This window comes from Actinoplanes teichomyceticus ATCC 31121, assembly GCF_003711105.1.
GTDB classification, from domain to species: domain Bacteria; phylum Actinomycetota; class Actinomycetes; order Mycobacteriales; family Micromonosporaceae; genus Actinoplanes; species Actinoplanes teichomyceticus.
On record NZ_CP023865.1, the window covers coordinates 2049778 to 2075940 of the forward strand.

23 protein-coding genes are annotated in these 26163 nt (G+C 72.7%); 14 read left to right on the forward strand and 9 right to left on the reverse strand.

Features of this window, described 5'->3' with window-relative positions; genetic code table 11:
• Positions 1 to 156: 156 nt before the first annotated feature.
• Together ACTEI_RS09350 and ACTEI_RS09355 are read right to left on the reverse strand one after the other, a co-directional pair.
• Entirely contained in the window at positions 157 to 1341 is a 1185-nt protein-coding gene (locus tag ACTEI_RS09350; protein ID WP_122977286.1) for a globin domain-containing protein, read from the reverse strand.
• Between the two features lie 15 nt (positions 1342 to 1356).
• Complete coding sequence (locus ACTEI_RS09355) at positions 1357 to 1785, reverse strand: RrF2 family transcriptional regulator (RefSeq protein ID WP_122977287.1); 429 nt, start codon at positions 1783 to 1785, stop codon at positions 1357 to 1359.
• 170 nt (positions 1786 to 1955) lie between these two features.
• On the opposite strand from ACTEI_RS09355, the gene ACTEI_RS09360 reads away from it, so the two are divergent.
• Positions 1956 to 4001, forward strand: coding sequence for an ATP-binding protein (locus ACTEI_RS09360; RefSeq protein WP_239082264.1), 2046 nt, complete (start codon positions 1956 to 1958; stop codon positions 3999 to 4001).
• 85 nt (positions 4002 to 4086) lie between these two features.
• Positions 4087 to 5316 carry a GAF domain-containing sensor histidine kinase gene (locus ACTEI_RS09365; protein WP_122977289.1) on the forward strand — a complete coding sequence of 410 codons (1230 nt, stop codon included), beginning with the start codon at positions 4087 to 4089 and terminating at the stop codon, positions 5314 to 5316.
• A gap of 14 nt (positions 5317 to 5330) precedes the next feature.
• Here ACTEI_RS09365 and ACTEI_RS09370 read toward each other — a convergent pair whose 3' ends face one another.
• The 4 genes from ACTEI_RS09370 to ACTEI_RS09385 form a co-directional block, all read right to left on the reverse strand.
• Complete coding sequence (locus ACTEI_RS09370; RefSeq protein WP_122977290.1) at positions 5331 to 6128, reverse strand: isocitrate lyase/PEP mutase family protein; 798 nt, start codon at positions 6126 to 6128, stop codon at positions 5331 to 5333.
• Positions 6129 to 6165: 37 nt separating this feature from the next.
• Positions 6166 to 6672: an FBP domain-containing protein gene (locus tag ACTEI_RS09375; RefSeq protein ID WP_122977291.1), complete on the reverse strand. Its 507-nt coding sequence runs from the start codon at positions 6670 to 6672 to the stop codon at positions 6166 to 6168.
• 34 nt (positions 6673 to 6706) lie between these two features.
• Positions 6707 to 9043 carry a PAS domain S-box protein gene (locus tag ACTEI_RS09380; RefSeq protein WP_239082265.1) on the reverse strand — a complete coding sequence of 779 codons (2337 nt, stop codon included), beginning with the start codon at positions 9041 to 9043 and terminating at the stop codon, positions 6707 to 6709.
• A gap of 145 nt (positions 9044 to 9188) precedes the next feature.
• Positions 9189 to 9767, reverse strand: coding sequence for a hypothetical protein (locus ACTEI_RS09385; RefSeq protein WP_244940674.1), 579 nt, complete (start codon positions 9765 to 9767; stop codon positions 9189 to 9191).
• 322 nt (positions 9768 to 10089) lie between these two features.
• Here ACTEI_RS09385 and ACTEI_RS09390 point away from each other — a divergent pair, with 322 nt between their 5' ends.
• The 6 genes from ACTEI_RS09390 (at position 10090) to ACTEI_RS09415 (ending at position 18091) form a co-directional block, all read left to right on the forward strand.
• Positions 10090 to 11499 (forward strand): family 2B encapsulin nanocompartment shell protein, encoded by a 1410-nt coding sequence (locus ACTEI_RS09390; RefSeq protein WP_239082266.1) that lies wholly within the window; start codon positions 10090 to 10092, stop codon positions 11497 to 11499.
• A complete protein-coding gene (locus ACTEI_RS09395; RefSeq protein ID WP_239082267.1) occupies positions 11499 to 12740 on the forward strand; it encodes a family 2 encapsulin nanocompartment cargo protein terpene cyclase in 1242 nt (413 codons plus the stop codon). The genes ACTEI_RS09390 and ACTEI_RS09395 overlap by 1 nt, the downstream gene beginning before the upstream one ends.
• Positions 12737 to 13591: a geranyl diphosphate 2-C-methyltransferase gene (locus ACTEI_RS09400; protein ID WP_122977293.1), complete on the forward strand. Its 855-nt coding sequence runs from the start codon at positions 12737 to 12739 to the stop codon at positions 13589 to 13591. Before ACTEI_RS09395 ends, ACTEI_RS09400 begins: the two co-directional genes overlap by 4 nt.
• 82 nt (positions 13592 to 13673) lie before the next feature.
• Entirely contained in the window at positions 13674 to 15479 is a 1806-nt protein-coding gene (locus ACTEI_RS09405; RefSeq protein ID WP_122977294.1) for a glycoside hydrolase family 15 protein, read from the forward strand.
• 71 nt (positions 15480 to 15550) lie between these two features.
• A complete protein-coding gene (locus ACTEI_RS09410) occupies positions 15551 to 16534 on the forward strand; it encodes an aldo/keto reductase (protein WP_122977295.1) in 984 nt (327 codons plus the stop codon).
• Positions 16535 to 16648: 114 nt separating this feature from the next.
• Positions 16649 to 18091, forward strand: coding sequence for a flavin-containing monooxygenase (locus ACTEI_RS09415; RefSeq protein ID WP_122977296.1), 1443 nt, complete (start codon positions 16649 to 16651; stop codon positions 18089 to 18091).
• 97 nt (positions 18092 to 18188) lie between these two features.
• On the opposite strand, the gene ACTEI_RS09420 is transcribed toward ACTEI_RS09415, so the two are convergent.
• From ACTEI_RS09420 to ACTEI_RS09430, 3 genes are all read right to left on the reverse strand, one after another.
• Entirely contained in the window at positions 18189 to 19082 is an 894-nt protein-coding gene (locus ACTEI_RS09420) for an IS5 family transposase (protein ID WP_122975831.1), read from the reverse strand.
• 119 nt (positions 19083 to 19201) lie between these two features.
• Positions 19202 to 20041 carry a ribosome-inactivating family protein gene (locus ACTEI_RS09425; RefSeq protein WP_164465886.1) on the reverse strand — a complete coding sequence of 280 codons (840 nt, stop codon included), beginning with the start codon at positions 20039 to 20041 and terminating at the stop codon, positions 19202 to 19204.
• Between the two features lie 309 nt (positions 20042 to 20350).
• On the reverse strand, positions 20351 to 21577 hold the full coding sequence (locus ACTEI_RS09430; protein ID WP_122977298.1) for a pyridoxal phosphate-dependent aminotransferase: 1227 nt from the start codon (positions 21575 to 21577) through the stop codon (positions 20351 to 20353).
• Positions 21578 to 21692: 115 nt separating this feature from the next.
• On the opposite strand from ACTEI_RS09430, the gene ACTEI_RS09435 reads away from it, so the two are divergent.
• The 6 genes from ACTEI_RS09435 to ACTEI_RS09460 all read left to right on the forward strand — a co-directional run bounded on the left by ACTEI_RS09435 (position 21693) and on the right by ACTEI_RS09460 (position 26029).
• Positions 21693 to 21890, forward strand: coding sequence for a hypothetical protein (locus tag ACTEI_RS09435; RefSeq protein WP_122977299.1), 198 nt, complete (start codon positions 21693 to 21695; stop codon positions 21888 to 21890).
• 83 nt (positions 21891 to 21973) lie between these two features.
• Positions 21974 to 23443: an alpha-amylase family protein gene (locus ACTEI_RS09440; protein WP_122977300.1), complete on the forward strand. Its 1470-nt coding sequence runs from the start codon at positions 21974 to 21976 to the stop codon at positions 23441 to 23443.
• A 209-nt stretch (positions 23444 to 23652) separates the two neighbouring features.
• Positions 23653 to 24225, forward strand: a complete 573-nt coding sequence (locus tag ACTEI_RS09445) for an Rv1733c family protein (protein WP_122977301.1) — start codon at positions 23653 to 23655, stop codon at positions 24223 to 24225.
• Between the two features lie 48 nt (positions 24226 to 24273).
• On the forward strand, positions 24274 to 24882 hold the full coding sequence (locus tag ACTEI_RS09450; RefSeq protein WP_122977302.1) for an HAD-IA family hydrolase: 609 nt from the start codon (positions 24274 to 24276) through the stop codon (positions 24880 to 24882).
• A 282-nt stretch (positions 24883 to 25164) separates the two neighbouring features.
• Positions 25165 to 25614 carry a helix-turn-helix transcriptional regulator gene (locus ACTEI_RS09455; RefSeq protein ID WP_122977303.1) on the forward strand — a complete coding sequence of 150 codons (450 nt, stop codon included), beginning with the start codon at positions 25165 to 25167 and terminating at the stop codon, positions 25612 to 25614.
• A gap of 10 nt (positions 25615 to 25624) precedes the next feature.
• Positions 25625 to 26029 (forward strand): VOC family protein, encoded by a 405-nt coding sequence (locus tag ACTEI_RS09460; RefSeq protein WP_122977304.1) that lies wholly within the window; start codon positions 25625 to 25627, stop codon positions 26027 to 26029.
• Positions 26030 to 26163 lie beyond the last annotated feature (134 nt).

The window sequence follows — 26163 nt, forward strand, 5'->3', positions numbered from 1 at the left end:
GCACGTGAACAGGCAACCGCCGATCGCATCGACTTCGATCGTGGTGTTCCGGAACGCCGCGTGGTCCGGGCCGGGTCCGCGGGGCTCTCCGGTGCGCGGAGCTCTCCGGTGCGCGGAGCTCCCCGGTCCGCGGGTGGGACCGGAGAGCCCGGCCGGTCACGACACGGCCAGCGCCTGCCACTGCTCGGAGCCGAACACCTCGTAGCGGATCCGCTCGTCCGGGATCCCGCGGCGGTGCAGGCCGGCGCGTACCTGCTGCATGAACGGCACCGGGCCGCACAGGTAGACCTCGGCGTCCGGGTGCAGCGGGATCTTCTCGACGTCGATCCGGCCGCTGCTGTCCTCGTACCACACCTGGCTGGTGAAGGAGCGCAGCCGGGCGCCACTGACGGCGATGTCGGCGCGCAGCGGGTGCCGCTCGGCGCTGCGATCGGCGTGCACCGCGACCACCTCCCGGCCCGGTGCGGTGCGCGCCACGTGGTCCAGGATGGCCGCCATCGGGGTGATCCCGACACCCGCGCTGACCAGCAGCAGCGGGCTGTCGCCGGGGCGCAGCACGAGATCGCCGTACGGCTGGCTGAGCCGCAGCTTGTCGCCCACCTCGACCCGGTCGTGCAGGAAGCCGGAGATCAGCCCGTCCGGTGCCCCGGCGCGGCCGCGGACCCGGCGCACCGTGATCCGCAACGACCCGGCGGCCGGAGCCTGGGAGAGCGAGTACTGCCGCAGCTGCCGGCTGCCGTCCGGCAGGTCGACCGCCACCGTGACGTACTGGCCCGGGGTGAACGGCGGCGCCGGCTCGCCGTCCAGCGGGGCCAGCAGCAGGGACACGGTGTCCTCCGCCTCGGCGATCCGGTTGACCACCTGGTAGTCCCGCCACGGATCGGTGCCGTCCACGCCGGCCTCGGCGTACAGGCGCGCCTCCCGGCCGATCAGCCGCGCGGCGAACAGCCAGTACACCTCGTCCCAGGCGGCCGCGATCTCCGGTGTCACCGCGTCGCCGAGCACCGTGCCGACCGCGCGCAGCAGGTAGCGCCCGACCGTGGTGTACTGCTCCGGGCGGATGCCGAGCGCGCAGTGCCGGTGCGCGATCCGCTCGACGATGTGCTCGAAGACCACCGCGTCCGGGCCGGCTCCGATCAGGTGCGCGGCGAACGCGGCGACCGAGCCGGCCAGCGCCTGCCGCTGCTCGCCGGTGGCCTGCGCCCCGCGGTTGAACAGGTTGGTCAGCTCGGGATTCTCCCCCAGCATCGTCTGGTAGAAGACGCCGGTGATGGCTTCCAGGTGCGCGCCGACGACCGGAAGGGTCGCCTCCACCACGGGGGTGCTCGTTGCGGACAGCATGGTTTCCTCCAAGGGTCAACGACGGCCGATGCTCAGCAGCGTCTCCCGCACCGGCGGCGCGGCGAGATCACCGATCGTGATCGGGTCCAGTGCGGCGTAGAACGCTCCCTGCGCGGCGCGCAACGCTCCCCGGAGCCGGCAGTTGCCGGTCAACGGGCAGGCCGGGTCGCCGTCGCAGTCGACCACCTCGGTCTCCCCCTCCAGGTCGCGGACCAGGCCGCCGACCGACGCGGTGCGGCCGGCGTCGGCCAGCCGCACGCCACCGCCGCGGCCGCGGACGGTCTCCAGCAGGCCGCGCCGCTGCAGCGTCTGCACCACCTTGGCGAGGTGGTTGCGGGGTACGGCGAGAGCCTCGGCCAGCTCGTCGACGGTCAGCCGGTCGGCGCGTGCCGCACTGAGCATCAGCACCCGCAGCGCGATGTCGGTGGAGCGGTTGAGTCGCACGTGATCACCGTAGGCTAAAAGGACTCTGAGATACCTCTTTTGAGAGGGGTTTCACGCTGCGCCCGGTGCAGGACTTTGTGCCTCGATGTTCAGCCTTTCGCGGTTGCTGCCGAACCAGGGGGTTGGAGGCGGCCACCTTCGACACGAGGCGAACAAAGATGAGTCTTCGGATGTTGCCCAGCACCGTGCGTTTCGCGGCGCTCTACCTCGTCGCGTTGCTCGCCGGCCACCTCACCGTCCTGGGCGAGCCGGGAGCCATGCCGGTGATCTGGCCGGCCACCGCGGTCGCCGCCGTCTGGCTGGTCGACCGCTTCGACTCGCGCTGGCGGTGGGTGGACGCCGGCGTGCTCGGCGTGCTCACCACGCTCGCTCTCGTGGCCACCGGGATGCGCGCCGAGGTCGCCTGCGTGCACGGCGCGGCCGCGGTGCTCGGCGCGCTGATCTTCGCGTTCGCCGCGCCCCGCGTGCTGCCCGGCGTCTGGGCGGCGGGCAGTGACCCGGAGCGCCGTGGCCGGCCCCTGGCCACCCTCGCCGACCTGCTGCGGGTGTTGCTGGTGGCGACCGCCGCCGCGCTCGGCGCCGCGCTGGTCGGCGGGCTCGGCGAGCAGCTGGTCACCGGCGACGACGTACTCGCCCGGACCGCGATCTGGCTGGTCCGTGACGTGGTCAGCGTGCTGGTCTTCGGCCCCGCCGCGCGGCGGCTGCGGGACCTGCCGGGGGCCCGGCCCGCCTGGCCGGAGGCGGTCATCGCGTACGCCCTCTCGGCGGCCGCCTACTACTACGTGTTCTCGGTCAACGAGCGCCTGCCGATCGGCTTCGTGCTGCTGGCGATCACGGTGTGGGTCGCGCTGCGCCTGCCCACCGTGCTGGTGATCGGGCACGTCATGGCCTTCGGGACCGCCGCCGCCGTGTTCACCGTGCACGGGCAGGGGCCGTACGCGTCGATCGAGGCCAGCACCCGCGGCACCCAGACCCTGATCGTCCAGCTGTACGTCGGGGTGCTGGCCCTGGTCGGCCTGGCCCTGGCGTTCAGCCGGGACGAGCGGACCGCGCTGATCGAGCGGCTGCGCGCCTCCGAGCACGAGGCCACCGAGAAGGCCGGCCTGATGACCACGATCGTCAACTCGATGACCGAGGGGCTGGCCATCCTCGACCAGCACGGCCGCCTGGTGCTGCGCAACCCGGCCGCCGGACGGCTGCTGGGCAGCACCAGCACGGTCGCCGGGGGCACCACGCTGGGCAGCGACTACGGCTTCTTCCGCCCGGACGGCACCCCGCTGGCCGACGCCGACATGCCGTACCACCGGGCGCTGGCCGGCGCCGACGTGGAACCGATGGACGTGCTGGTCCGCAACGCGGCGGTGCCCGAGGGCCGGATCGTCCGGTTCAACGTGGCCCGGCTGGCCAGCCCGGGCGGTCCGCAACACGTGGTGGTGGTCTTCCACGACGTCACCGCCGACCGCCGGCACCGTGACGAGCTGATGTCGTTCGCCGGGGTGGTGGCGCACGACCTGCTCAACCCGCTGACCACCATCGAGGGCTGGGCCGAGGTGCTGGAGACCGAGCTGGCCGGATACCGGCCGGCCGAGCGGGTCGCCCGGATCCAGCGCGCCGCGGCCCGGATGCGGACCTTCCTGAACGGGCTGCTCGCCTACACCGCCGCCCGCGACGGCAAGCTGATGCCCACCACGATCAACCTGCAGCTGATGCTCACCGACATCGCCAACAGCCGGTACGACCAGGCGGAGAGCAGCGGCGCCCCGCCACCCGCGTTCGCGTTCGGCCAGCTGGATGCGGTCGAGGCCGACCCGGTGCTGACCCGGCAGCTGCTGGAGAACCTGATCGACCACGCGCTCCGCAGCGTCCCGCCGGGAGTGCCGCCGCAGATCAGCGCCGCGGCGCAGCCGGCCCCGAACGGCATGTTGCGCATCGACATCCTGGACAACGGGCGCGGCATCCCGCCCGGAATGCGCCAGGCCATCTTCACCAACTTCCACCGGGCCGAGGGGCACGGCGGTCCCGGGCTGGAGCTGGCGGTCTGCAAACGGATCGTGGAGCGGCACGGCGGGACCATCGAGGCGGTCGCCAACCCGTACGGCACCGGCACCCGGATGACGTTCACGCTGCCGGCCGGGCGCTCGGCGTACGCCCGCACCCTGGAGAACCAGTGGCAGCACCGCCCGCAGACCGGCGCGGCCGCATCGAATCGCGGGTAGATCTCATCACCGGGGCCGGGTGGCCGACCAATACCGGTGAGGGACGTGCTCCGAAGGACCCGGGGTACGGCGAAGGAGGGTTCGGATGGCGGCCACGGACATCGCCGGCCACACGCTCGAACAGGAACGCCTCGCCGCCCTGCACGGCTACGAGGTGCTGGACACCCCGGCGGAGAGCGACTTCGACGACATCGTCGCGCTCGCCGCGCAGCTGTGCGACAAGCCGATCGCCATGATCAGCCTGCTCGACGAGAACCGCCAGTGGTTCAAGGCGCGGATCGGCGTGGACCGGTGCGAGAGCGCCCGGCAGGGCTCGATCTGCACGTACGCCATGCACGGCGACGGCCTGCTGCAGATCCCGGACGCCCGCGACGATCCCCGCTTCGCCGGCGGCGCGACCGTCACCGGCCCGCCGTACATCCGCTTCTACGCCGGGGCGCCGCTGATCACCCCGCAGGGCCGGCCGCTGGGCACCCTCTGCGTCGCCGCGCCGGAGCCGGGCGCGCTCACCGCGGCCCAGCAGCGCGGCCTGCTGGCCCTGGCCCGGCACGTGGTCAACCACCTGGAGCTGCGCAAGTACGCCCGGGAGAGACACGACATCCAGGTTCGGCTGCGCGACGCCGAGCGGATCAAGGACGAGTTCATCGCCCGGGTCAACCACGAGCTGCGTACCCCGCTCACCTCGATCCACGGCTACCTGGAGATGCTCGGCGACCCGGCGCTGCCGTCCGACGCCCGCGACGGCTTCCTGCAGCGGGTGCAGCGCAACTCCGACCGGCTGCTCTCGGTGGTCGACGACATGCTGCTGGCCGCGCAGGTCAGCGCCGGCAGCCGGGACTTCGTCCGGACCCCGGCCGACCTGGCCGCGCTGGCCCGCGCCGCGGTCGCCGGGAACCGGCCGCTGGCCGAGGCGAAGGGGCTGACCATGGTCGCGGAGGCGGAAGAGCCGGTCTTCGCCGACGTCGACGCGGGGCGGATGGGCCAGGCCCTGGAACGGCTGATCCTCAACGCGGTCAAGTTCACCGAACGGGGCACGATCACGGTGACCGCGACCGAGCGGGCCGGGACGGCGGTGCTGCGGGTGCGCGACACCGGGATCGGGATCAGCCGCCAGGACCAGTTCCGGGTGCTCGCGCCGTTCCGCCGCGCCGCCGACGCCGAGCGGGCCGAGGTGCCGGGGATCGGGCTGGGCCTGAGCATCGTCAAGGCGATCGCCGAGGGGCACGACGGGACGGTGCGCATCGAGAGCACCCCGGGCGAGGGCAGCACGGTGGCCATCGAGGTGCCGCTCGCCGGGCCGTACCCGCCCGGCTGAACGCCCCGGACCGGTCACCCGGCGGCGAACGCCGCCTCGATCTCCGCGCCGCGCAGCGCGCGGTCGCGGAACGACGTGGTCCCGGTGGTGAGCAGCTCGCGGGCCGCGTCGCGCAGGGCGCCGTAGGCGGCCCAGGCCAGCGACCCGCCGGTGGAGACCCGCCGGACACCCAGCGCGGCCAGTTCCGGCACGGCCGGGGCGCCCGCCACGGCCAGCACGTTCACCGGCGCGGGCACCTCGGCGACCACCCGGGCGATGTCCGCCGCGGCCCGCAGGCCCGGCGCGTACACCACGTCCGCGCCGGCCTCCCGGTAGGCCCGCAGCCGGGCCACCGTGTCGTCGAGATCGTCGTGCCCGTAGAGGTGGTTCTCCGCGCGGGCGGTCAGCACGATGCCGTACCGGGCGCAGGCCCGCGCCGCCGCGGCCACCCGCTCCGCCCCGACCTGCGGGGTCTCGATCCGGCCGGTCGCCGGGTCGTAGTCCTCGATCGAGATGCCGGCCGCGCCGGCCGCGGCCAGCAGCTCCACCGTCTCGGCGACCCCGGCCGCGGTGTCGGCGAAGCAGCGCTCGGCGTCCACGTTCAGCGGCAGCTCGACCGCGGCGCTGAGCGCGGCCACGTGCGCCACCAGCTCGTCCCGGGTGACGTGCTGGTCCGGCTTGCCGAGCGTGGCCGCGAAGCCGGACGACGTGGTGGCCAGCGCGGCGAAGCCCAGGCCGGCCAGCAGCCGGGCCGACCCGGCGTCCCACGGGTTCGGCATGACGAACGTCCCCGCCTCGTGCAATTCCCGGAATCGTGCCCGCGCAGCAGTCATGATCCGACCCTAGACGGTCGGCCCGGGACGCCGCCGGTCACGCGCCGGTGACCCGCGACGTGAACGCGGCCAGCTTCGCCAGCGCCCGGTCGATCCTCTCGGTCAGGGTCAGCGTCTCCTCGAAGCGCACCAGCCGCATCCTCGGCCGCCGCTTGCCGCGCAGATACAGCGAGCAGGCCAGGTCCGCGCACAGGTACTCGCCGACCGAGTTGCCGTTGCGGCCGGCCGCGCCGGCCAGCGGGGCGGTGAACAGGCTGACGCCGCCGGCCGCGTGGTCGGTCAGGCACACCTGGCACATGCTGGAGCGGGCCGCGCTCGTCGCGCCGCCGCGTTCCGCCTTGCGCAGCAGCAGCGCCACCGGGCCGGCCGGGCCGGGCGTCACGATCGCCGCGCGCTGCGGGGCGGACGGGTCGATCCACCCGAGGAAGTCCAGGTCGGCCCACGGGGTGTCGCGGAAGTCGGGGGGCAGCTTGATCCGCGCTGCCTCACCCTTGCTGCAGTTGACGAACGAGGCGCGGATCTCCGCCTCGCTGATCGGGTCCATGGGGTCGGACCCTGGCACATCCGGCCCGCGGACGTCACCCGATTTCCAGGCGCAGGGCGAACACGCTGCCGGTCGGCTCGGCCGGCCGGTACGCCACCCGCCCGCCGTTCGCCCGCGCCAGGCTGACCACGATGTGCAGGCCCAGCCCGTGCCCCTCGGCGGCGGCGTCCGCGGCCCGGGTGTACCGCTCGAACAGGTGCGCCCGCAGCTGTTCGGGGACCCCGGGGCCCTCGTCGTGCACACCGATCTCCACCTCGCGGCCCTCGACCGCGACGGTCACCGCGGTGGCGCCGCCACCGTACTTGCGGGCGTTGGTCAGGAAGTTCACCACGATCTGGCGCAGATGGGCCGGGTTGGCCAGCACCGTCACCCCGGGCGGGCAGCTGATCGGCACCGTGGTGTCGGCCGCGTCCGCCGCGTCGCGCAGCGCCGCCGCCAGCGCGACCGGCTGGCGTACGGTGGTCAGCTCGCCGGCGTCCAGCTGGCACATCGCCAGCACGTTGTGCCGCAGCTCGTCGATCCGGTGGCCGGCGGCGACGATGCGGGCGGTGAGCGTGCCCAGCGGCTCGGGCAGCTCGGCCTCGCACAGCATCTCGCCGAAGCCCAGGATGGCGGTCAGCGGGGTGCCGATGTCGTGCGACAGCATCCCCATCAGGTCCAGTTTGAGCTGGTTCGCGCGGTGCAGCTGCGCGTTGCGCTCGGCCAGCACGGTCACCGCGGCGTCCCGCTCGCGCCGCGCCCGGACCTGCTCGGTGATGTCCTGGACCACGCCGATCAGGTGCTGCGGGTGGCCGTCGGCGTCGCGGATCAGGCGCACCCCGGTCTGCACGTCCACCACGTGACCGTCGGCGTGCACCAGGCGCTTGGTCCGCTCGTACGCGTCGCCCTCCCCGGCGAACAGCCCGGCCAGCGCCTCGGTGTCGCCGGCGCGGTCCTCCGGGTGGGTGAGCAGGACCACGCCGTACCCGCGCAGCTCGGCGGCCGACCGGCCGACCATCCGCGCGTACGCGTCGTTGACGTGCAGGATGTCGCCGTCCAGCCCGACGATCACCTGCCCGATCGTGGACTGGTGGAACTGCACCCGGAAACGCCGCTCGCTCTGCTCGCGGGCCAGCTCGGCCCGCCGGCGGTCGGTGATGTCGGTGTTCGTCTCGATGATCTCGTAGCCGGTCCCGTCCGCCGACGGGCGCGACACGTGCCGGCTGAGCGCCACCACGACCTGCCCGTCGGAGCGCCGGTGCACCAGCTCACCCTCCCAGGAACCGGTCTCCTGGAGGGCCCGCTCCACCTCGGGCAGCGGCTTGGGGAAGGCGGTGGACAGCAGCCGGTGGATGTTGCGCCCGGTCACCGCGCCGGCCGGCCAGCCGTACATCCGCTCCGCGCCCCGGTTCCAGAACCGGATCGTCCCGTCCGGGTCCCGGACGATGATCGCCGCCGGCGCGGCGTCGATCAGCTCGGCCTGCCGCCTCAGCTGTTCCTCGGCGGCCCGCCGGGCGCTGATGTCGTGCAGGAACGCGTGGAAGACCGGCCGGCCCCCGGCCGTGTCGGTGGCCTGCAGGGTCAACTCGACCGGGAAGTCCCGCCCGCGGCGGTCCACCGCGGGCAGCTCCAGCCGGGTGCCGGCCAGCCGGGACGTCCCGGAGTTACGCACCCGCTCCAGCCCGCGCCGGTGCGCGTCGCGGTGCTGTTCGGGCACGACCAGCCGGCTCAGGTCCACGCCCACGGCCTCGTCCCGGGACCAGCCGAACAGCTGCTCGGCGGCCGGGTTCCACTCCAGCACCCGGCCGTCGGCGTCGATCGAGACGTACGCGTCCTGGGAGACCTCCAGGATCCGGCGTACCAGCGCGGACGTCGCCTCGGCGTGCTGCGCCGCCCGGACCAGCTGAATCTCCGAGGCGACCGCCGCGGCCAGGTCCTCCAGGATCGCCAGCTCCTGCTCCGACCAGGAGCGCGGCGCGCTGTCGATGGCGCAGAACGCGCCGAGCACCCGCCCGTCGACCCGGATCGGCATCCCGGCGTAGGCGATCACCCCGATCTCGTCGATCGCCCGGTTGTCCCGCACCAGCGGGTTCGTCCGGGCGTCGGTGACCACCAGGGGCTGGTCGCCGTCCACGACGTGCTGGCAGAACGAGTGGGTCATCGGGGTCTGCCCGAGCTCGGCCCAGCGCTGCGGCAACCCGAGCTGGCTGGCGAACACCTGCCGGTCGTCGAGCACCAGCGACACCAGCGCGGTGGGCACCCCGAGCAGGCGCGCGGCCAGCCGAGTCAGCCGGCGTAGGCCGGGCGCCTCCTCGGCGTCCAGCAGGCCGGTCGCCCGTACCGCCGCGAGCCGTTCCGGGTTGTCCACCGGCCTCTGCAGGAGCACTGCCATGTTCGGTTGATCGGCACCGGGTGCCGATACTTGAGCGGCGCGGCCCGGCCGAACCCGGCGGGCGCCCGGCCGGGTGCCCGCCGGTCGGGCGGACCGGTCCCGGCCCGCTGATCGGGGGCGGCGTGCCGGTCCGGTGCACCCGCGGTCAGGGCACCGCGCCGAGCAGGGTCAGGACGTCGGTGAACATCGTGGTGGTGGCGGTCAGGTCGAGGTGCTCGGCGAGCCAGCCGCGGTGACGCACCCCCTGCAGCACGGCGACCATGGTGGTCCGCACGGTGCGCAGGGTGGCCGGCGAGAGCAGCACCGCCGAGGTGCCGTCGGCGTGCGCCGCGCGCTGCGCGGCACCCAGGGCGACCAGCGCGGCCGCCGAGCCGTTCAGGATCTGGGCGACGTGCAGGCGGTCCCGGTCGAGGTTGAAGGCGGCCACGTGGACGGCCAGCCCGAGCGCCGCCAGCAGCCGCCCGGTCTCGTCGCCGCTGAGCACGGCCGGCATGGTCGCCGCATCGTCCTCGGCCGCGGTGGCGGCGTCGCCGAACCCGGCCACCAGCTCGGCCGCGACCTCGGGCGGCACCCGCAGCTCGGGGAGCGCGACGTCCGGGAACCGCTGGCGCAGCTCGGCCTCGACCGCGTCGCGGATGACGTAGCCGGGGACCACCCGGTGGTGCTCGGCGAGTCGGCGCATGATCACCGTGACCACGTCGTCGGGGGTCATCGGCCGCTCCATCCGCCTACCGTATCCGCCGGTCCGGTCGGTGGACGGCGGGCAGCGTGACCCCGGCGGTGCCGCCGGGTGGTCGCCCGGTGGGCCGCCGGCCGCGCGGTGGGCCGTCCGCCGCGTCGTTGACAGCCTGACCATCGGCCCGGCCCGGGGTTTGCTGAGGCACGGCGGGCGGGGGATCGCCGGGGCCCGATGCCGGCGATGGGCGCGCCTGTCGGCGCAGGTCACAGCATGTTCCTAGATTCCGCGAAACCCGACAAAACAGTCGGATATGCGATAGAACGGCCGTAAGTCCGCATGAGGAAGACCGACGAACGGGGTACGAGCGGTGGCCACTCCGACACACGTGGAGATGCGCGAGGAAGAGCGGGAGCGGCAGCGCCAGAGCCTCAGCACGGCGGCGGCCCGGAACCTGACCACCACCACCAAGACGCCTCCGCAGATGCAGGAGATCACCTCCCGGTGGCTGCTGCGCAAGCTGCCCTGGGTGCAGGTGTCCGGCGGGGCGTACCGGGTCAACCGGCGCAGGACCTACCGGATCGGCGACGGCCTGCTCAGCTTCACCACCGTCGGCGCCCAGGTGCGCGTGGTGCCCGGCGAGCTGCGGGAGCTCTCCGTGCTCAGCGAGTTCGAGGACGCCGACGTGCTGGCCGCCATCGCGGACAAGTTCGTGCAGCAGGAGTACCAGCCGGGCCAGGTGATCGTGGAGTTCGGCTCGGTCGCCGACCACCTCTACCTGATCGCGCACGGCAAGGTGAACAAGGTCGGCGTCGGCGACTACGGCGACCCGGTCAACCTGGGCGTGCTGGCCGACGGCGAGGCGTTCGGCGAGCAGTCGCTCATCGAGGGCGAGCGGATCTGGGGCTACACCGCCAAGGCGATGACCGCGGTCACCCTGCTGAGCATCCCCCGTGCCGCGTTCACCCAGCTGCTCGACCAGAACGACCACCTGCGCTCGCACGTGGAACGCTTCCGGGCCAAGAACCGCCGCCCGCAGAACAAGCACGGCGAGGCGGCCATCGCGATCAGCGCCGGCCACTCCGACGAGCCGGTCCTGCCCGGCACGTACGTCGACTACGAGCTGAGCCCGCCCGAGTACGAGCTGAGCGTCGCCCAGACCGTCCTGCGCGTGCACACCCGCGTCGCCGACCTCTACAACGACCCGATGAACCAGCTCGAACAGCAGCTGCGCCTGACCGTCGAGGCGCTGCGCGAGCGCCAGGAGTACGAGATGATCAACAACCGCGACTTCGGCCTGCTGCACAGCGCCGACCTGAGGCAGCGCATCCACACCCGGGGCGGCCCGCCCACCCCGGACGACCTCGACGAGCTGCTCAGCATGCGGCGCAGCACACGGATCTTCCTGGCCCACCCGCAGGCCATCGCGGCGTTCGGCCGGGAGTGCACCAAGCGCGGCATCTACCCGCCGATGGTGGAGGTGGACGGGCACAGCATGACGGCCTGGCGCGGTGTGCCGATCCTGCCCAGCAGCAAGATACCGATCACCGAGACGCACACCACCTCGATCCTGGCGATGCGTACCGGCGAGTCCGACCAGGGCGTGGTCGGGCTGCACCAGACCGGCATCCCGGACGAGTACCAGCCCAGCCTCTCCGTGCGATTCATGGGGATCAACGAGCAGGCGGTGATGTCCTACCTGGTCAGCGCGTACTACTCGGTCGCCGTGCTGGTGCCGGACGCGCTGGGCATCCTGGACCACGTCGAGCTGTCGCACTGATGCCGCTCGCACCCGATCTCGGCCGGGAGATCCTGCGCGACCTCACCGGGGCGCCGCCCGGCGATCTCGAGGCGGTGCTCGCCGCCGTACCGGCGGGTTTCGCCGCGCGGACCGGCCCCGGCGCCGTGCCGGGGATCGCTCTCGCCCCGACCGGCCTGGGCACCTCGGCCGCGCGCGCCTTCCGATCCCGGCCGGACGCGACGCCGCGTCCGGCCGCAGCGCACCCGGCGTGGGGCGTGCCGCGACCGGCGCAGCCGTGGAGCGTGTCCCGGCCGGTGGCGCCGCGGCTGTTCTGCCCCGGCCCGCTGCGCGACGACCACGCGCTGGGCGAGCAGGTCAACGACGCCATCGTCGGGTGGGCCGAGCAGGTCGGCATCTACCGCGGCCGGCTGGACCGGCTGCGCGCGGCGAACTTCGGCCGGTTCATGATGCTCACCCACCCGGCCACCAGCGACCCGGACCGGTTGCTGGCCGCGGCCAAATGCGTGGTCGCCGAGTGGGCGGCGGACGACTACTACGTGGACGAGGTGTCGCTGGGCGCCGACCCGTCGGTGGTCGGCTCCCGGCTGGCCAATCTGCACGCGCTGGTCGACCCGGCGCCGCTGCCCCACGGATACGCCGCCCAGCTGGCCGAGCACCACCGGCTCCGGCCGGTCTCGATGGCGTTCCGCGGCGCCGTCGAGCACCTGACCCGGTACGCGTCGGTGACCCAGCTGGCCCGCTTCCGCCACCAGATGGCGATCCTCTTCCTGGCCTGGACGCAGGAGGCCGACTGGCACGTCAACCGTCGCACCCCGCCGGTCTGGGAGTACCTGGTGCAGCGGCACCTCAACAGCTACCTGCCGCCGATGCTGCTGGTCGACGTGCTCGCCGGCTACGAGCTGCCGCCGCAGGAGTACGACCATCCGCGGGTGCGCCGGGCGTTCACCACCGCGGGCAGCGCGGCCGTGCTGGTCAACGACCTGTACTCGGCACGGAACGAGTCCGGCGCCGATCACAACCTGCCCAGCGTGCTGGTGGCCGGCGAGGGCCTGACGCCGCGCGAGGCGGTGCTGCGCACCGTGGAGATCCACAACGAGCTGATGCGGACCTTCGTGACCCTGGCCGCGGAACTCGCGGCGTCCGGCTCGCCGCCGCTGCGGCGCTTCCTCGCCGACACCTGGGCGTGGCTGGGCGGCAGCCGGGAGTGGCACGCCACCAGCGGCCGGTACCACCCGTCCGAGCAAGGGGAGAAATCATGAGCACGACTGCCGTCTCGCCGCTGCGCACCGACTTCGAACGATCCGTGGCGGCCTACTGGAACACTCACCGCGCCGACCCGGTCAACCTGCGCCTCGGCGAGGTGGACGGCCTCTACCACCACCACTACGGGGTCGGCGAGCCCGATCCGGCCGTGCTCGACGGCCCGGCGCAGACCCGTGAGCAGCGGATCATCGCGGAGCTGCACCGGCTGGAGAACGCGCAGGCCGACCTGCTGCTCGACCACCTCGGGCCGGTCCAGCCGGGCGACGCGCTGCTGGACGGCGGCTCCGGCCGGGGCGGGACCAGCATGATGGCGCACGCCCGGTTCGGCTGCCGGGTCGACGGCGTGTCCATCTCCGAGTACCAGGTCGGCTTCGCCAACGAGCAGGCGGTCCGGCGCGGCGTCGCCGGCATGGTCCGGTTCCACTTCCGCAACATGCTGGACTCCGGGTTCGCGACCGGGTCCCGGCGGGCGGTCTGGACCAACGAGACGACGATGTACGTCGACCTGTTCGAGCTGTACGCCGAGGTCGCCCGGCTGCTGCCCTTCGGCGGCCGCTACGTGTGCATCACCGGCTGCGCCAACGACGCGACCGGCCGGCGCTCCAAATCGGTCAGCCGGATCAACGAGCACTACACCTGCGACATCCACCCCCGCAGCGACTACTTCAAGGCGCTCGCCGCGCACGACCTGGTCCCGATCACCGTGGTCGACCTGACCGCGGCGACCATCCCGTACTGGGAGCTGCGCGCCGAGTCCGAAGTGGCCACCGGGATCGAGGAGGCGTTCCTCACGGCGTACCGGGAGGGCAGTTTCCACTACCTCCTGATCGCCGCCGACCGGGTCTGACCACCCCGGCCGGTTGGCCGCCGCCGGGGGCGACGCCCCCGGCGGCGGTTTTTCGTGAATATGTTCCGGGTAGTCGCCTGGCATGGCCCTGCCGATCGAGGACTACGCGATCATCGCCGACACGCAGACCTCCGCCCTGGCCGGGCGCAACGGTTCCATCGACTGGCTGTGCGTGCCCCGCTTCGACTCCGGCGCCATCTTCGCGGCGCTGCTCGGCGAGGCGGAGAACGGCCACTGGACGATCGCGCCGGCCGCCGGCCCGGTCACCACCCGCCGCCGGTACCGCGACGAGACGCTGGTGCTGGAGACCGAGTTCGAGACCGCGACCGGGGTGGCGCGGCTGATCGACTTCATGCCCCCGCGGACCGAGTCGCCGTCCTCGGTGGTGCGGATCGTCGAGGGCGTGCGCGGCACCGTCGACTTCGGCATGGAGCTGCGGTTGCGCTTCGACTACGGGCACGTCGTGCCGTGGGTCCACCGGGAGGGCGACGCGCTGGTCGCGGTCGCCGGGCCGGACGCGGCCTGGCTGCGCACGCCGGTGGCCACGCGCGGCGAGAACCTGGCGACCCGGGCCGATTTCACCGTACGGGCCGGCGAGCGGGTCCCGTTCGTGCTGACCTGGCGCCCGTCGCACCTGCCGCCGCCCGAGCCGATCGACGCGGCGCACGAGCTCGGGGTGACCGAGGGGTACTGGCGCGGGTGGGTGTCGGCGTGCACGTACCAGGGCGAGTGGCGCGAGGCCGTGGTCCGCTCGCTGCTCACCCTCAAGGCGCTGACCTACGGTCCCACCGGCGGCATCGTCGCGGCCGCCACCACCAGCCTGCCGGAGAAGCTCGGCGGCGTGCGCAACTGGGACTACCGCTTCTGCTGGCTGCGCGACGCCACCATCACCCTGCAGGCGCTGCTCTACTCCGGCTTCCAGAGCGAGGCCATCGCCTGGCGCAGGTGGCTGCTGCGCGCCATCGCCGGCAACCCCGCCGAGCTGCAGATCATGTACGGCGTCGCCGGTGAGCGCCGCCTCGACGAGTACCGCGCCACCTGGCTGGCCGGTTATGACGGCAACCCGGTCCGGATCGGCAACGCCGCCGCCGAGCAGTTCCAGCTCGACGTCTACGGCGAGGTGATGGACGCCCTGCACCAGGGCCGCCGGGCCGGGCTGACAGCCGACGACCCGGCCTGGGGCCTGCAGGTCAAGCTGATGGAGTTCGTCGAGAACCACTGGCGGGAGCCGGACGAGGGCATCTGGGAGGTGCGCGGCGGCCCGAAGCAGTTCACCCACTCCAAACTGATGGCCTGGGTGGCGGCCGACCGCGCGGTCAAGGCGATCGAGGAGTTCGGCCTGCCCGGGCCCCGGGACCGGTGGACCCGGCTGCGCGACGACATCCGCGCCGACATCCTCAAGAAGGGCTACGACCCGCGGCGCGCCACGTTCACCCAGTTCTACGGCTCCGTGGAACTGGATGCCGCGATGCTGATGGTCCCGCTGGTCGGCTTCCTGCCCGCCGATGACGAGCGGGTCCGCGGCACCGTCGCGGCGATCGAGGAACACCTGCTCGTCGACGGTTTCGTGCAGCGGTACACGCAGCACCCGGACAGCGGCGTGGACGGGCTGCCGCCGGGCGAGGGCGCGTTCCTGGCCTGCACGTTCTGGCTCGCCGACAACTACGCCCTGATGGGCCGGCACGACGAGGCCCGCGAGACGTTCCACCGCCTGCTGGCCCTGCGCAACGACGTGGGCCTGCTCTCCGAGGAGTACGACACCCGGGCCGGCCGGCTGGTCGGCAACTTCCCGCAGGCGTTCAGCCACGTCCCGCTGATCGACACGGCCCGGACCCTGACCAGCGCGCTCGCGCCGACCGAGGCCCGCGCCGAGGAGGGGCTGCGCTAGATCCGCCGGGCGCGGCCGGGCGCCGGATCGCGTGCGGAGTCGTTCATCATCCGGTCGTAACGTGGGGTGCCATGCAGACGAGAAAACTGGGGGACCTCACGGTCTCGACGATCGGCTTCGGGGCGATGGGGATGAGCCACGGCTACGGGCCGGGCCCGGACCGGGACGCGAACATCGCGCTGCTGCGGGCCGCGGTCGAGCGGGGGGTCACCCTCTTCGACACCGCCGAGGTGTACGGGCCGTGGGTCAACGAGGAGCTGGTCGGCGAGGCGCTGGAGCCGTTCCGCGGCCAGGTGGTGATCGCCACCAAGTTCGGTTTCGCGATCGGCGCGGACGGCCGGGAGAGCGGGGTGGACAGCCGCCCGGAGAACATCCGGCGGGTCGCCGACGCCTCCCTCCGGCGGCTGCGGGTGGACGCCATCGACCTGTTCTACCAGCACCGGGTCGACCCCGACGTGCCGATCGAGGAGGTGGCCGGGACGGTCCGGGAGCTGATCGAGGCCGGCAAGGTACGCCACTTCGGGATGTCCGAGGCGGCCCCCGCGACGATCCGGCGGGCGCACGCGGTGCAGCCGGTCACCGCCGTGCAGAGCGAGTACTCGCTGTGGTGGCGGCGGCCGGAGGAGGGACTGCTGGACACCCTCGCCGAGCTGGGCATCGGGTTCGTGCCGTTCAGCCCGCTCGGCCGCGGCTTCCTGACCGGCACGATCGGCGCGGACACGGTGTTCGCGGACAACGACATGCGCACCGGGCTGCCGCGGTTCTCCGCCGAGGCGCGGGCGGCCAACCAGGCGCTGGTCGAGCTGATCGGGCGGATCGCGGCGGGCAAGGGGGCGACCCCGGCGCAGGTGGCGCTGGCCTGGCTGCTGGCGCAGCGGCCGTGGATCGTGCCGATCCCGGGCACCCGGCGGCCGGAGCGGCTGGCGGAGAACCTGGGCGCCACGGAACTCGCGCTGAGCGCCGCCGACCTCGCGGAGATCGAGTCGGCGGCGGCGCGGATCGAGGTGCGGGGCGCGCGGTACCCCGAGCAGATGGAGCGGATGACCAACCTCTGACCGGCCACGCCGAACCACACCCGCGGGCGGCGGGTGGCGAATCTCCCACCCGCTCGCCCGATCGTGGTGCATTTCGTCCTTGGAACCGGCGGACCGCCCGGCGAACATGGGACCATGCCCGATCTCGACGTGCTGATCGTCGGCGCCGGCCTGTCCGGCATCGGCGCCGCCTACTACCTGCAGCGTGACCATCCGCAGCGCAGCTACGCGATCGTCGAGGCACGCGGCGCCAGCGGCGGCACCTGGGACCTGTTCCGCTACCCGGGCATCCGGTCCGATTCCGACCTGCACACCTTCGGCTACGAGTTCCGGCCGTGGCGCGAGGAACGGGTGATCGCCGACGCCGCGTCGATCCTGCGCTACCTGCGGGAGACCGCCGCGGAGCACGGCATCGACCGGCGGATCCGCTACCACCACCGGGTGATCGGCGCGTCCTGGTCCAGCCCGGAGGCGACCTGGCGGGTGGCGATCGAGCACACCGACACCGGCGAGCGCTCCGAGATCACCTGCCGGTGGCTGTTCTGCGCCGGCGGCTACTACCGCTACGACGAGGGCTTCACCCCGGACTTCCCGGGACGCGACGGCTTCCGCGGCACGATCGTGCACCCCCAGCAGTGGCCGGACGATCTGGACCACACCGGCCGGCGGGTGGCCGTGATCGGCAGCGGCGCGACCGCGGTCACCCTGGTCCCGGCGCTGGCCGAGACCGCCGCGCACGTCACGATGGTGCAGCGCACCCCGAGCTACGTGGTGGCCGCGCCGGCCCGGGACCCGCTCGCGCCCCGGCTGCGGCGGCTGCTCGGCGACGAGCGGGCGTTCGCCGTGATCCGCCGTAAGAACATCGCCCAGCAGCGGGCGATCTGGCAGTTCTGCCAGCGGCACCCGAAGGCGGCGCGCCGGGTGATCCGGTGGCTGAACACCCGCCAACTGCCCGCGGGCTATCCCGTGGACGAGCACTTCAACCCGCCGTACGACCCGTGGGACCAGCGGCTGTGCGTGGTCCCGGACGGCGACCTGTTCCGCGCGATCCGGTCCGGGAAGGCATCCGTGGTGACCGGGCGGATCGACACGTTCACCGCCGACGGCGTGCGGATGGCGGACGGGCGACTCGTCGAGGCCGACGTCATCGTGACCGCCACCGGGTTGAACGTGCAGGCCTTCGGCGGGGTCGAACTCACCGTGGACGGCGAGCCGGTGAAGCTGCCGGAGACCGTCGCCTACAAGGGGATGATGCTGTCCGGAGTGCCGAACCTGGCGTACGCCATCGGCTACACCAACTCCTCGTGGACCCTCAAGATCGGCCTGCTCTGCGAGCACTTCTGCCGGCTGCTGGAGCACATGGACCGGCACGGGCACACGGTGTGCCGCCCGCGGCCGGCCGGGCCGATGGCGACCCGGCCGTTCCTGGACTTCGGGGCCGGCTACATCCAGCGGGCGCTCGGGCAGCTGCCCCGGCAGGGCGCGCGGGCGCCGTGGCTGACGTCGATGAACTACCAGTCCGACGTGAAGATGCTGCGGGAGGCGCCGGTGACCGACCCGGAGCTGTCGTTCGACTAGGTCGTCCACCGGCCGTCATCGAGCACCGCCACGCCGTACCACCTCAGCAACGCCAGCCGTCACGAAACGCGGCCTAGGCCGCGTTTCGTAAAGGTCATCAGAGCCATTGGTTGATGACGGCGATGGTGACGGTGGCTTCGAAGCGGACGGCAAGCTTGTCGTACCGGGTGGCCATCGCCCGGTTCTGTTTGAGCTGGTTGATGCCGCATTCCACGGCGTGACGCTGCCGGTACACGACCGGGTCGAACGCCGGAGGACGCCCGCCCTTGGAGCCTTTGGCCTTGCGGTAGGCGTCCTGGTCGGCCTTGCTCGGGATGCACACCCTGATCCTGCGGCGGCGGGCGTACCCGCGATTGCCCCGGCTGGTGTACGCCTTGTCCGCCAGGACCAGATCCGGCCGGGTACGGGGCCGGCCACCACCGACCCGATAGACCTTGATGCGTTCCAGGACCTTGATGAACTGCGGACTGTCACCCCGCTGACCAGCGGTGATCACCGTCGACAGCGTCTTACGACCCTGCTCACAGGCCAGATGGGTCTTGGTGGTGAACCCGCCCCGGGACCTGCCCAGAGCATGATCGCCGGGTTCGGCGAACACCCCACCCGGCGGTTCCTTCTGCAGGTCACCATCACGACGGGCACCCGCGGCATGCTGATGGGCACGGCTGATCGTGGAATCGACGCTCACCGCCCACTCGATGTCACCGGCGGCGTCGGCCCGGGTCTGGAGCCGGGCCAGGATCTTCGCCCACGTCCCGTCGCGCTGCCAGCGCCGGAACCAGCGATACAACGTCTGCCAGGGTGCGTACACCTCGGGCACGTCCCGCCACGGTGTTCCCGCCCGGACCCGCCACCGGATCCCATCGATGATCTGCCGTTTCGTCCATCGCGGCGGACGGCCTCGCCGTGGCTCCGCAGGCAGCGCAGGTTCCAGCACCGCCCACTGAACGTCGGTGAGATCGTGTCGCCTCGCTGCCGCTACCCTGGGCACGAGGTCTCCGGTGGTTCAGGTTTGCTTGGTCGCTAACCCGTTTACCGGAGACCTCACTTCGTATCGACAACCGCCACGCCGGGACACGTCACACCTCGCCCGCACTTACGAAACGCGGCCTAGCGCCCCGACCCATAATTGATCATCACGTACCGCAGGGAGAACATCAGGGCCGCGAGGGTGCGGAACGTCTGGCCCAGGACGGTGATGGTGTAGTTGGACGGTACGTCGCCCCGGGTCACGCGATGAATGAAGGTGGACACCCGATCCCAGTCGTTCTCCAGCTGGGCATAGTCCGCACCGATCGGGGTCGTGGTGTAGTGCAGCAGATTGTCGTAGACGCGGTTCAGGATCAATCCGAAGCGGGCCGCCTCGGAAATGTACTGAATGGCGTCGACATAGGACTGCTGCCGCTGCTGCAGCGTGCGGCTGCCCGGGTCGTACAGCCCGAGGATCGAGTTGTACATGCCTTCCGGCGTGAAGACCCGGCTGGCGCGAGCCTGCTGGGAACCGCCGTTGAGGTTGGTGTACGAGCCGGTGCCGATGTTGCTGAACACCGCCCCGGGCGCCACCGAGCGAATACGTTGCCGGAAGACGTCGGAATAGGTGGAGAACTCGTAGTGGATATTGGTCCGCTGCGACCAGAACCCGGCGACGTAGAGGATGTTCGACCACAGGTAGACGGTGGCTATGTGATCACCGTCCAGGACGATGTTGATGCCGATCAGTTGCGCGCCCTGGCTGGTGGTCTCGTCGACGTTGCTCTCGCTCTGATAGTCGTGGCCGGCGGCCCGGTGAACGGCCGCGATCATGTTGTAGTAATCCGTGGCGGCCTCCGCGCCACCCCAACGTAAATTGTCGATGTTCCAGGTGATGTTGTAGAAGTTCCCCGACACGTCCGCGGACGCGGGCGTGGGCGAGACCGCGAGTGCCGCGATGGCGGACACCAGTGCCAGCACTCCTGACATGATGCGGCGCCACGGCCGGCTCCCGCGTGAAGGATTTCGTCGCACAGCTGCACACCTCTCCGGTTCCATTCCGTCGAGCAGCTCCGTGCGAGCAGAGCTGCCGGTCGGCGACGAGCCGACGCTGTGCAGCCTCTCAAGCCATCGTCAGATGGAGATCCGTCAAATGACTGCATTCGCCGCGCCGGGCCCCGTCCGGCCGCCGGGCGGGGGTGAGCCAGGCGGCCGCCGGCATGGGCGTGCTGATCCTCGAAGAACACGACGGCGGTCCGGGCAGCCCCTGAGCTGCGGCGCGGACGCCGGTCAGGAGGCCGCGGCGCGGCGGCCGACGTACTCCGACCTCTCCTCGTACTGCTCGGTCCAGCGGCGGCTGCTCGACTCCAGCGGGTCCGACTCGTGGACCGAGCGGCCGTGGAAGCGCTGGGCGTAGTCGAGCATCCCGTCGACGAGCCGGTCCACGTCCGCGCCCGGGCGTACCACCAGGCGCATGAACTGGCTGGTCATGCCCAGCTTGTTGCCACACTCGCGGGTCATGATGCCGTGGTTGGCCACCAGGAAGTCGCGCAGCGCCACGCCGGACCACTCGTTCGGCAGCTTCACCAGGAAGAAGTTGCCCTGCGAGGGGAACACCGTGAGACCCGGGATGCGCTGCAACTCCCGGCCCATCGACCGGCGGTCGCGGCTGAGCAGGCGCAGGCTCTCCTCGTACTCCATCTCGTGGTCCTGGATCATGTGGACCACCTTCTCGGCCAGCGAGTTCAGGTTCCACTTCGGCAGCATCTTCGCGATCCTGCCGGCGATGGCCGGGTTGGCCAGCAGGTAGCCGAACCGGATGCCGTGCAGGCCGAAGTTCTTGCCGAGCGACTTGAGCACCACCGCGTTCGGGCGGATCACCGCGTCCGGGCCGACCGAGGGGTAGCGCTCGGCGTCGGAGAAGTCGATGAACGACTCGTCGACCACCACCAGGTCCAGGTCGCTGAGCGCGTCCAGGAACCGGATCACGTCCCGGCGCGGCAGGTAGTTGCCGTCCGGGTTGTTCACGTTGCAGATCACCGCGACCCGGGACCGGCGCTCCCGGATGAACTCGACGTACTCCTCCAGGTCCAGCCGGAAGCCGTCGCGCTCCTGCAGCGGAAACATGTCGACCCGTTTGCCGGTCTCCAGCGGCTGGTCGGTCCACCGGCCGAAGGTCGGGATCGGGATGGCCAGGCTCTCCTTGACCAGTAGATGGTCGATCCAGGTGATCAGCTCGGTGGAGCCGTTCGCCATCGCCACCGTCTGCGGGTGCAGGCCCAGCACGGCGGCCAGCTTCTTGGTGATGGTGGCCGAGTCGCTCGGGTAGTACTTCAGGATGCTCTTCAGCTCCCGGGTCAGCTCGTCGAACATCTCCGGGGTGGGGAAGTACGGGTTGCACGGAATGCAGAAGTCGACGATCTCCGCGCCGTCCCCGGCCGCCCGGGCGAGGTCGAAGTAGGACGCGCTGTGCGCTCCCCTGTGCAGGATCGACGTGTCGAATGCGGTCCGTGCCACGCTGTCCTCCCGATGCCCTGAAGTGACGTTGCCGCCACCGGGTACGCGGTACGCAGCCCGATCGTTCACACCATCGTTGATCCGGTAGAGGCTTAAGCCCGAGGAAAGGAACGACATGCGGGGGATTCTGCGTACCGGACTGATCGGTTTCGTGGTGCTCGGGTCGGTGACCGTCGCGGACGAGGCGCGGGCCACGCCGGGGGCCGGGGTCGCCGCCCGGACGGTGGGGCAGCGGGCGGTGCACGGCGCCGGTCCCGCCCGGCACGAGTGGGCCGCGGCGCCGGGCGGCACGGTGTCCACGAGGGAGCGCTGACCCACCGGGCTTCGTAACGGCCGGTGTGCCGTCTCCCCTGTTACCGTGACCGGGGACCGGGCGCCTGCGGGAGGAGACACACGATGACCGGCTGGCCGGCCGCTCCGGTGATCTACGAGATCGACACCTGGCCGTGGCTGACCGGGCTGGCCCGCCGTCTGGGCCGGGAGGTGACCCTGGCCGACGTGCCCGCGGAGGTCTGGGACGAGGTGGCGGTGCCCGGCCTGGACGCGGTGTGGCTGATGGGTGTCTGGGAGCGCAGCCCGGCGGGGCTGGCCGTGGCGGAGGCGGACGACGGCCTGCGGCAGGCGTTCCGGTACGCGCTGAGCGACCTGACACCGGCCGACGTGGTCGGCTCGCCGTACTGCGTGCGCCGCTACCGCGCCGACGACCGCCTCGGCGGGCCGGCCGGTCTCGCCGCCGCCCGCGAGCAGCTGCGCGCCCGTGGGCTGCGGCTGGTGCTCGACTTCGTGCCGAACCACGTGGCCCCGGACCACCCGGCGGTGACCCGGCACCCCGACTGGTTCGTCCAGGGCACCGAGGAGGATCTGGCCGGTGACCCGGCCGGCTGGTTCCGCGCCGGTGGCCGGGTGATCGCCCAGGGCCGGGACCCGTACTTCCCGCCGTGGCCGGACGTCGCCCAGCTGAACGCGTTCTCGGCCGGGATGCGCGACGCGACGCTGGCCGCGATGTCCCAGATCGCGCAGCAGTGCGACGGGATGCGCTGCGACATGGCGATGCTGCTGACCAACGAGATCTTCGCCGGCACCTGGGGCCGGTGGGCCGGACCGGCGCCGGCGGCGGAGTTCTGGCCGGAGCTGATCGGCCGGCTGCGTGAGCGGCACCCCGGCGTGGTGCTGATCGCCGAGGCGTACTGGGACACCGAGTGGACCCTGCAGCAGCAGGGCTTCGACTTCTGCTACGACAAGCGCCTCTACGACCGGCTCGTGCACGAGGACGCCGGCTCGGTCCGCGGGCATCTGACGGCCGGGCGCGACTACCAGGACCGGCTGATCCGCTTCCTGGAGAACCACGACGAGCTGCGGGTGGCCGAGGCCGTGCCGGGCGCCCGGGGCCGGGCCGCGGCGGTGGTGACGGCCACCCTGCCCGGCGCGACGCTCTGGCACGACGGGCAGTTCGAGGGCCGGCGTACGCATCTGCCGGTGTTCCTCGGCCGATACCCCGACGAGCCGGTCGACGCCGGGCTGCAGGACTTCTATCGCGAGCTGGTGCGTACCGCGGCGACGATCCGGCGGGGCGGGTGGCGGCTGCTGGCGACCCGCGGCTGGCCGGACAACGGATCGTACCGGGACGTGCTGGCCTGGGCGTGGCACGACGAGCACGGGCCGCGCCATGTGGTCGCGGTCAACTACGCCGGGCAGCCGTCGCAGTGCCGGATCGAGCTGCCCTGGGCGCAGCTGGCCGGCCGGGCCTGGCGGCTGACCGACCGCCTGGACGGCCGGGTCTTCGAGCGTTCCGGCAGCGAGCTGGCCGAGTCCGGCCTCTTCGTCGACCTGCCGGCGTGGGGATTCCACGTCGTCGCCTTCGCGTAGGCGGGACTTCCCGGCAACGGTCCGGGCGGGATCCACCGGTCAGCCCGGACAGCGATCCGCCCGCCCCTTCGCGGGTGAACCCGCGCGCCGGATCACGACCCGGTGCGGCGATGTGCGTCCCGGGACCCGGCTCGCGGGTGATGCTCGACAGAGGCCTGCTCGACAGAGGCCGCGAGGCACCCGGGTCGTGGCGGAGGGGGAGTTCGGACATGATGGCGCGGCGGCTCGGCCGGGAGCCCAACGTGCTGCGGCGTACCTCCGACCGGGTCGAGAGCCTGCTGGTGTTCGTGCTGGTGGTGGCGTTCCTGGCGGGTGCGCCGCTGCTGGCGTGGCGGGCCGGGGACGCCGCCTACCGGGCCGAGGCCCGAGCCTGGCGGTGGGAGCGCGAGCACGTCTTCCGGGTGGACGCGGTGCTGGTGGAGGACGCCGCCACGACCGGGGCGTGGGGGCCGCGAACGCTGACGCCGCTGGCCGCGCGCGCCACCTGGACCGCGCCGGACGGTTCCGCGCACAGCGGCATCGTGCAGACCGAGGAGCGGGCGCGGGCCGGCAGCCGGGTCGAGGTCTGGGTGGACGACACCGGGCAGCTGCGCGTGCCGCCGGCGCGCCGCAGCCCGGCGTCGCAGGCGATCCTGGTCGGGGCGGCGGCCACGTTGTGCCTGGCCGCCGTGCTGGCCGGGCTGCACCTGGCCGCCCGCGGCGTGCTGGACCGGCAGCGTGACCGGGCATGGGCGCGTCAGTGGCGGGAGGTCGGGCCCCGCTGGAGCCGGGACCGCCGGTGACCCCCCTCTATGCTCGGTGGGCGAGGGCAGGAGACGGAGGAGGCTGCGGTGGATCTGACGGGAATCCGGGCGGTGCTGCTGGACATGGACGGCACCCTGGTCGAGTCGCACGCCGCCGTGGAGCGTGCCTGGCGCACCTGGTCGGCCGAGCACGGTGTGGACTCCGACGCGGTCCTGGCCGTCGCGCACGGCGCGCCCGCGGAGACCACCGTGCGCAGATTCCTTCCGGACGCCGGCCACGATGCCGTGCGCACCGCCGCCGCCCGGCAGCTGGCCCTGCAGTACGACGACCTGGCCGACGTCACGCCCTGCCTCGGCGCCGGTGAACTGATCGGCACGCTCGCCCGCCGCGGCCTGCCCTGGGCCGTGGTGACCAGCGCGGATGTCCGCCTCGCGACCGCCCGGCTGAGCGCCGCCGGGATCACCCCACCGGTGCTGGTCACGGTCGAGGACGTGCCCGCCGGCAAACCCGCCCCGGACGGCTACCTGCGGGCCGCCGCGGCCCTGCGCGTCCCGCCCACCGCCTGCCTGGTCGTGGAGGACGCCGAGGTCGGTGTCCGGGCGGGCCGGGCGGCCGGGGCGCGCACCGCCGGGGTGCGCGGGGTCGCCGCCGACCTCACCGTCGCCGACCTCGCCGAACTGGCCCGCCTGCTCTGAGCCGCACCGCCCGCGGTAAGCCGCGCCGCCCCTCTGAGCCGCACCGCCCGCGGTAAGCCGCGCCGCCCCTCTGAGCCGCACCGCCCGCGGTAAGCCGCGCCGCCCCTCTGAGCCGCACCGCCCGCGGTAAGCCGCGCCGCCCCTCTGAGCCGTGCCGCCCGCTGCCGGCCGCGCCGCGTCGCGCTGTCCCCCTCGCCGCGCGTACCGGGCGCCGCAGCGTGACGGCCCGCGGCACCTGTCCGGGATTGAGCACAGGCCACCTCGCGTGCCACGATGCCGCGGGTGACCAGCAGATCCGCGGCGGCGCACGAGCAGCGCCTGCGCGACCTGGTCCGGCTCCGCCGGGTCCGGGACCGCATCGACCGCGATTACGCACAGCCCCTGGACGTCGCGGCGCTCGCCCGGGGCGCGAACATGTCCGCCGGGCACCTCAGCCGCGAGTTCAAGCTGGCCTTCGGCGAGTCCCCGTACGGCTACCTGATGACCCGCCGCATCGAGCGCGCCATGTCCCTGCTGCGCCGGGGCGATCTGAGCGTCACCGAGGTGTGCTTCGCGGTCGGCTGCTCGTCGCTGGGCACGTTCAGCACCCGGTTCAGTCAGCTGGTCGGGGTCTCGCCGAGCGAGTACCGCAGGAGCGCGGCGGACGCGACCGAGGGGATGCCGTCCTGTGTGGCCAAGCAGGTCACCAGACCGGTCAGGAATCGAGAAGCTCCCGCGCCGGCCCGCTCCTAGCCTGGTCGGCATGGACATCAGGATTCACGCCAGCTTCCTCCCGCACGACGACCCGGACGCGGCGCTCGCCTTCTACCGCGACCTGCTCGGCTTCGAGGTGCGCAACGACGTCGGTTACGGCGGGATGCGCTGGATCACGGTCGGCCCGAAGGGTCAGCCGACGTCGATCGTGCTGCACCCGCCGGCCGCCGATCCGGGCATCACCGAACCGGAGCGCCGGGTGATCGCCGAACTGATGGCCAAGGGCAGTTTCGCCGCGCTGACCCTGGCCACCGAGGACCTCGACGGCGTCTTCGAGCGGCTGGTGGCCGGCGGGGCGGACGTGGTCCAGGAGCCGGCCGACCAGCCGTACGGCATCCGCGACTGTGCTTTCCGCGATCCGGCCGGCAACCTGATCCGGATCAACCAGCTCTGACCGCACCGCCGCCGCAACGGCGGCGGTCCGGGCGCGCCGCGCATGGCGGGAGCGGCGTGCGGGACGTCCCGGGGCGTGGCCGGTGGCCTGCGGACGCCGGCCACGAGGGCGTACCGGGAAGGGGCGGCCGTGCG

Bases quoted from the DNA above. Each gene is read 5' to 3' on its own strand.
- ACTEI_RS09395 (WP_239082267.1), top strand. From the start codon at position 11,499: ATGCCGCTCGCACCCGATCTCGGCCGGGAGATCCTGCGCGACCTCACC.
- ACTEI_RS09385 (WP_244940674.1), bottom strand. From the start codon at position 9,767: ATGGAGCGGCCGATGACCCCCGACGACGTGGTCACGGTGATCATGCGC.
- ACTEI_RS09400 (WP_122977293.1), top strand. From the start codon at position 12,737: ATGAGCACGACTGCCGTCTCGCCGCTGCGCACCGACTTCGAACGATCC.
- ACTEI_RS09360 (WP_239082264.1), top strand. From the start codon at position 1,956: ATGTTGCCCAGCACCGTGCGTTTCGCGGCGCTCTACCTCGTCGCGTTG.
- ACTEI_RS09415 (WP_122977296.1), top strand. From the start codon at position 16,649: ATGCCCGATCTCGACGTGCTGATCGTCGGCGCCGGCCTGTCCGGCATC.
- ACTEI_RS09410 (WP_122977295.1), top strand. From the start codon at position 15,551: ATGCAGACGAGAAAACTGGGGGACCTCACGGTCTCGACGATCGGCTTC.
- ACTEI_RS09375 (WP_122977291.1), bottom strand. From the start codon at position 6,672: ATGGACCCGATCAGCGAGGCGGAGATCCGCGCCTCGTTCGTCAACTGC.
- ACTEI_RS09405 (WP_122977294.1), top strand. From the start codon at position 13,674: ATGGCCCTGCCGATCGAGGACTACGCGATCATCGCCGACACGCAGACC.
- ACTEI_RS09460 (WP_122977304.1), top strand. From the start codon at position 25,625: ATGGACATCAGGATTCACGCCAGCTTCCTCCCGCACGACGACCCGGAC.
- ACTEI_RS09440 (WP_122977300.1), top strand. From the start codon at position 21,974: ATGACCGGCTGGCCGGCCGCTCCGGTGATCTACGAGATCGACACCTGG.
- ACTEI_RS09365 (WP_122977289.1), top strand. From the start codon at position 4,087: ATGGCGGCCACGGACATCGCCGGCCACACGCTCGAACAGGAACGCCTC.
- ACTEI_RS09445 (WP_122977301.1), top strand. From the start codon at position 23,653: ATGATGGCGCGGCGGCTCGGCCGGGAGCCCAACGTGCTGCGGCGTACC.
- ACTEI_RS09435 (WP_122977299.1), top strand. From the start codon at position 21,693: ATGCGGGGGATTCTGCGTACCGGACTGATCGGTTTCGTGGTGCTCGGG.
- ACTEI_RS09370 (WP_122977290.1), bottom strand. From the start codon at position 6,128: ATGACTGCTGCGCGGGCACGATTCCGGGAATTGCACGAGGCGGGGACG.
- ACTEI_RS09380 (WP_239082265.1), bottom strand. From the start codon at position 9,043: ATGGCAGTGCTCCTGCAGAGGCCGGTGGACAACCCGGAACGGCTCGCG.
- ACTEI_RS09350 (WP_122977286.1), bottom strand. From the start codon at position 1,341: ATGCTGTCCGCAACGAGCACCCCCGTGGTGGAGGCGACCCTTCCGGTC.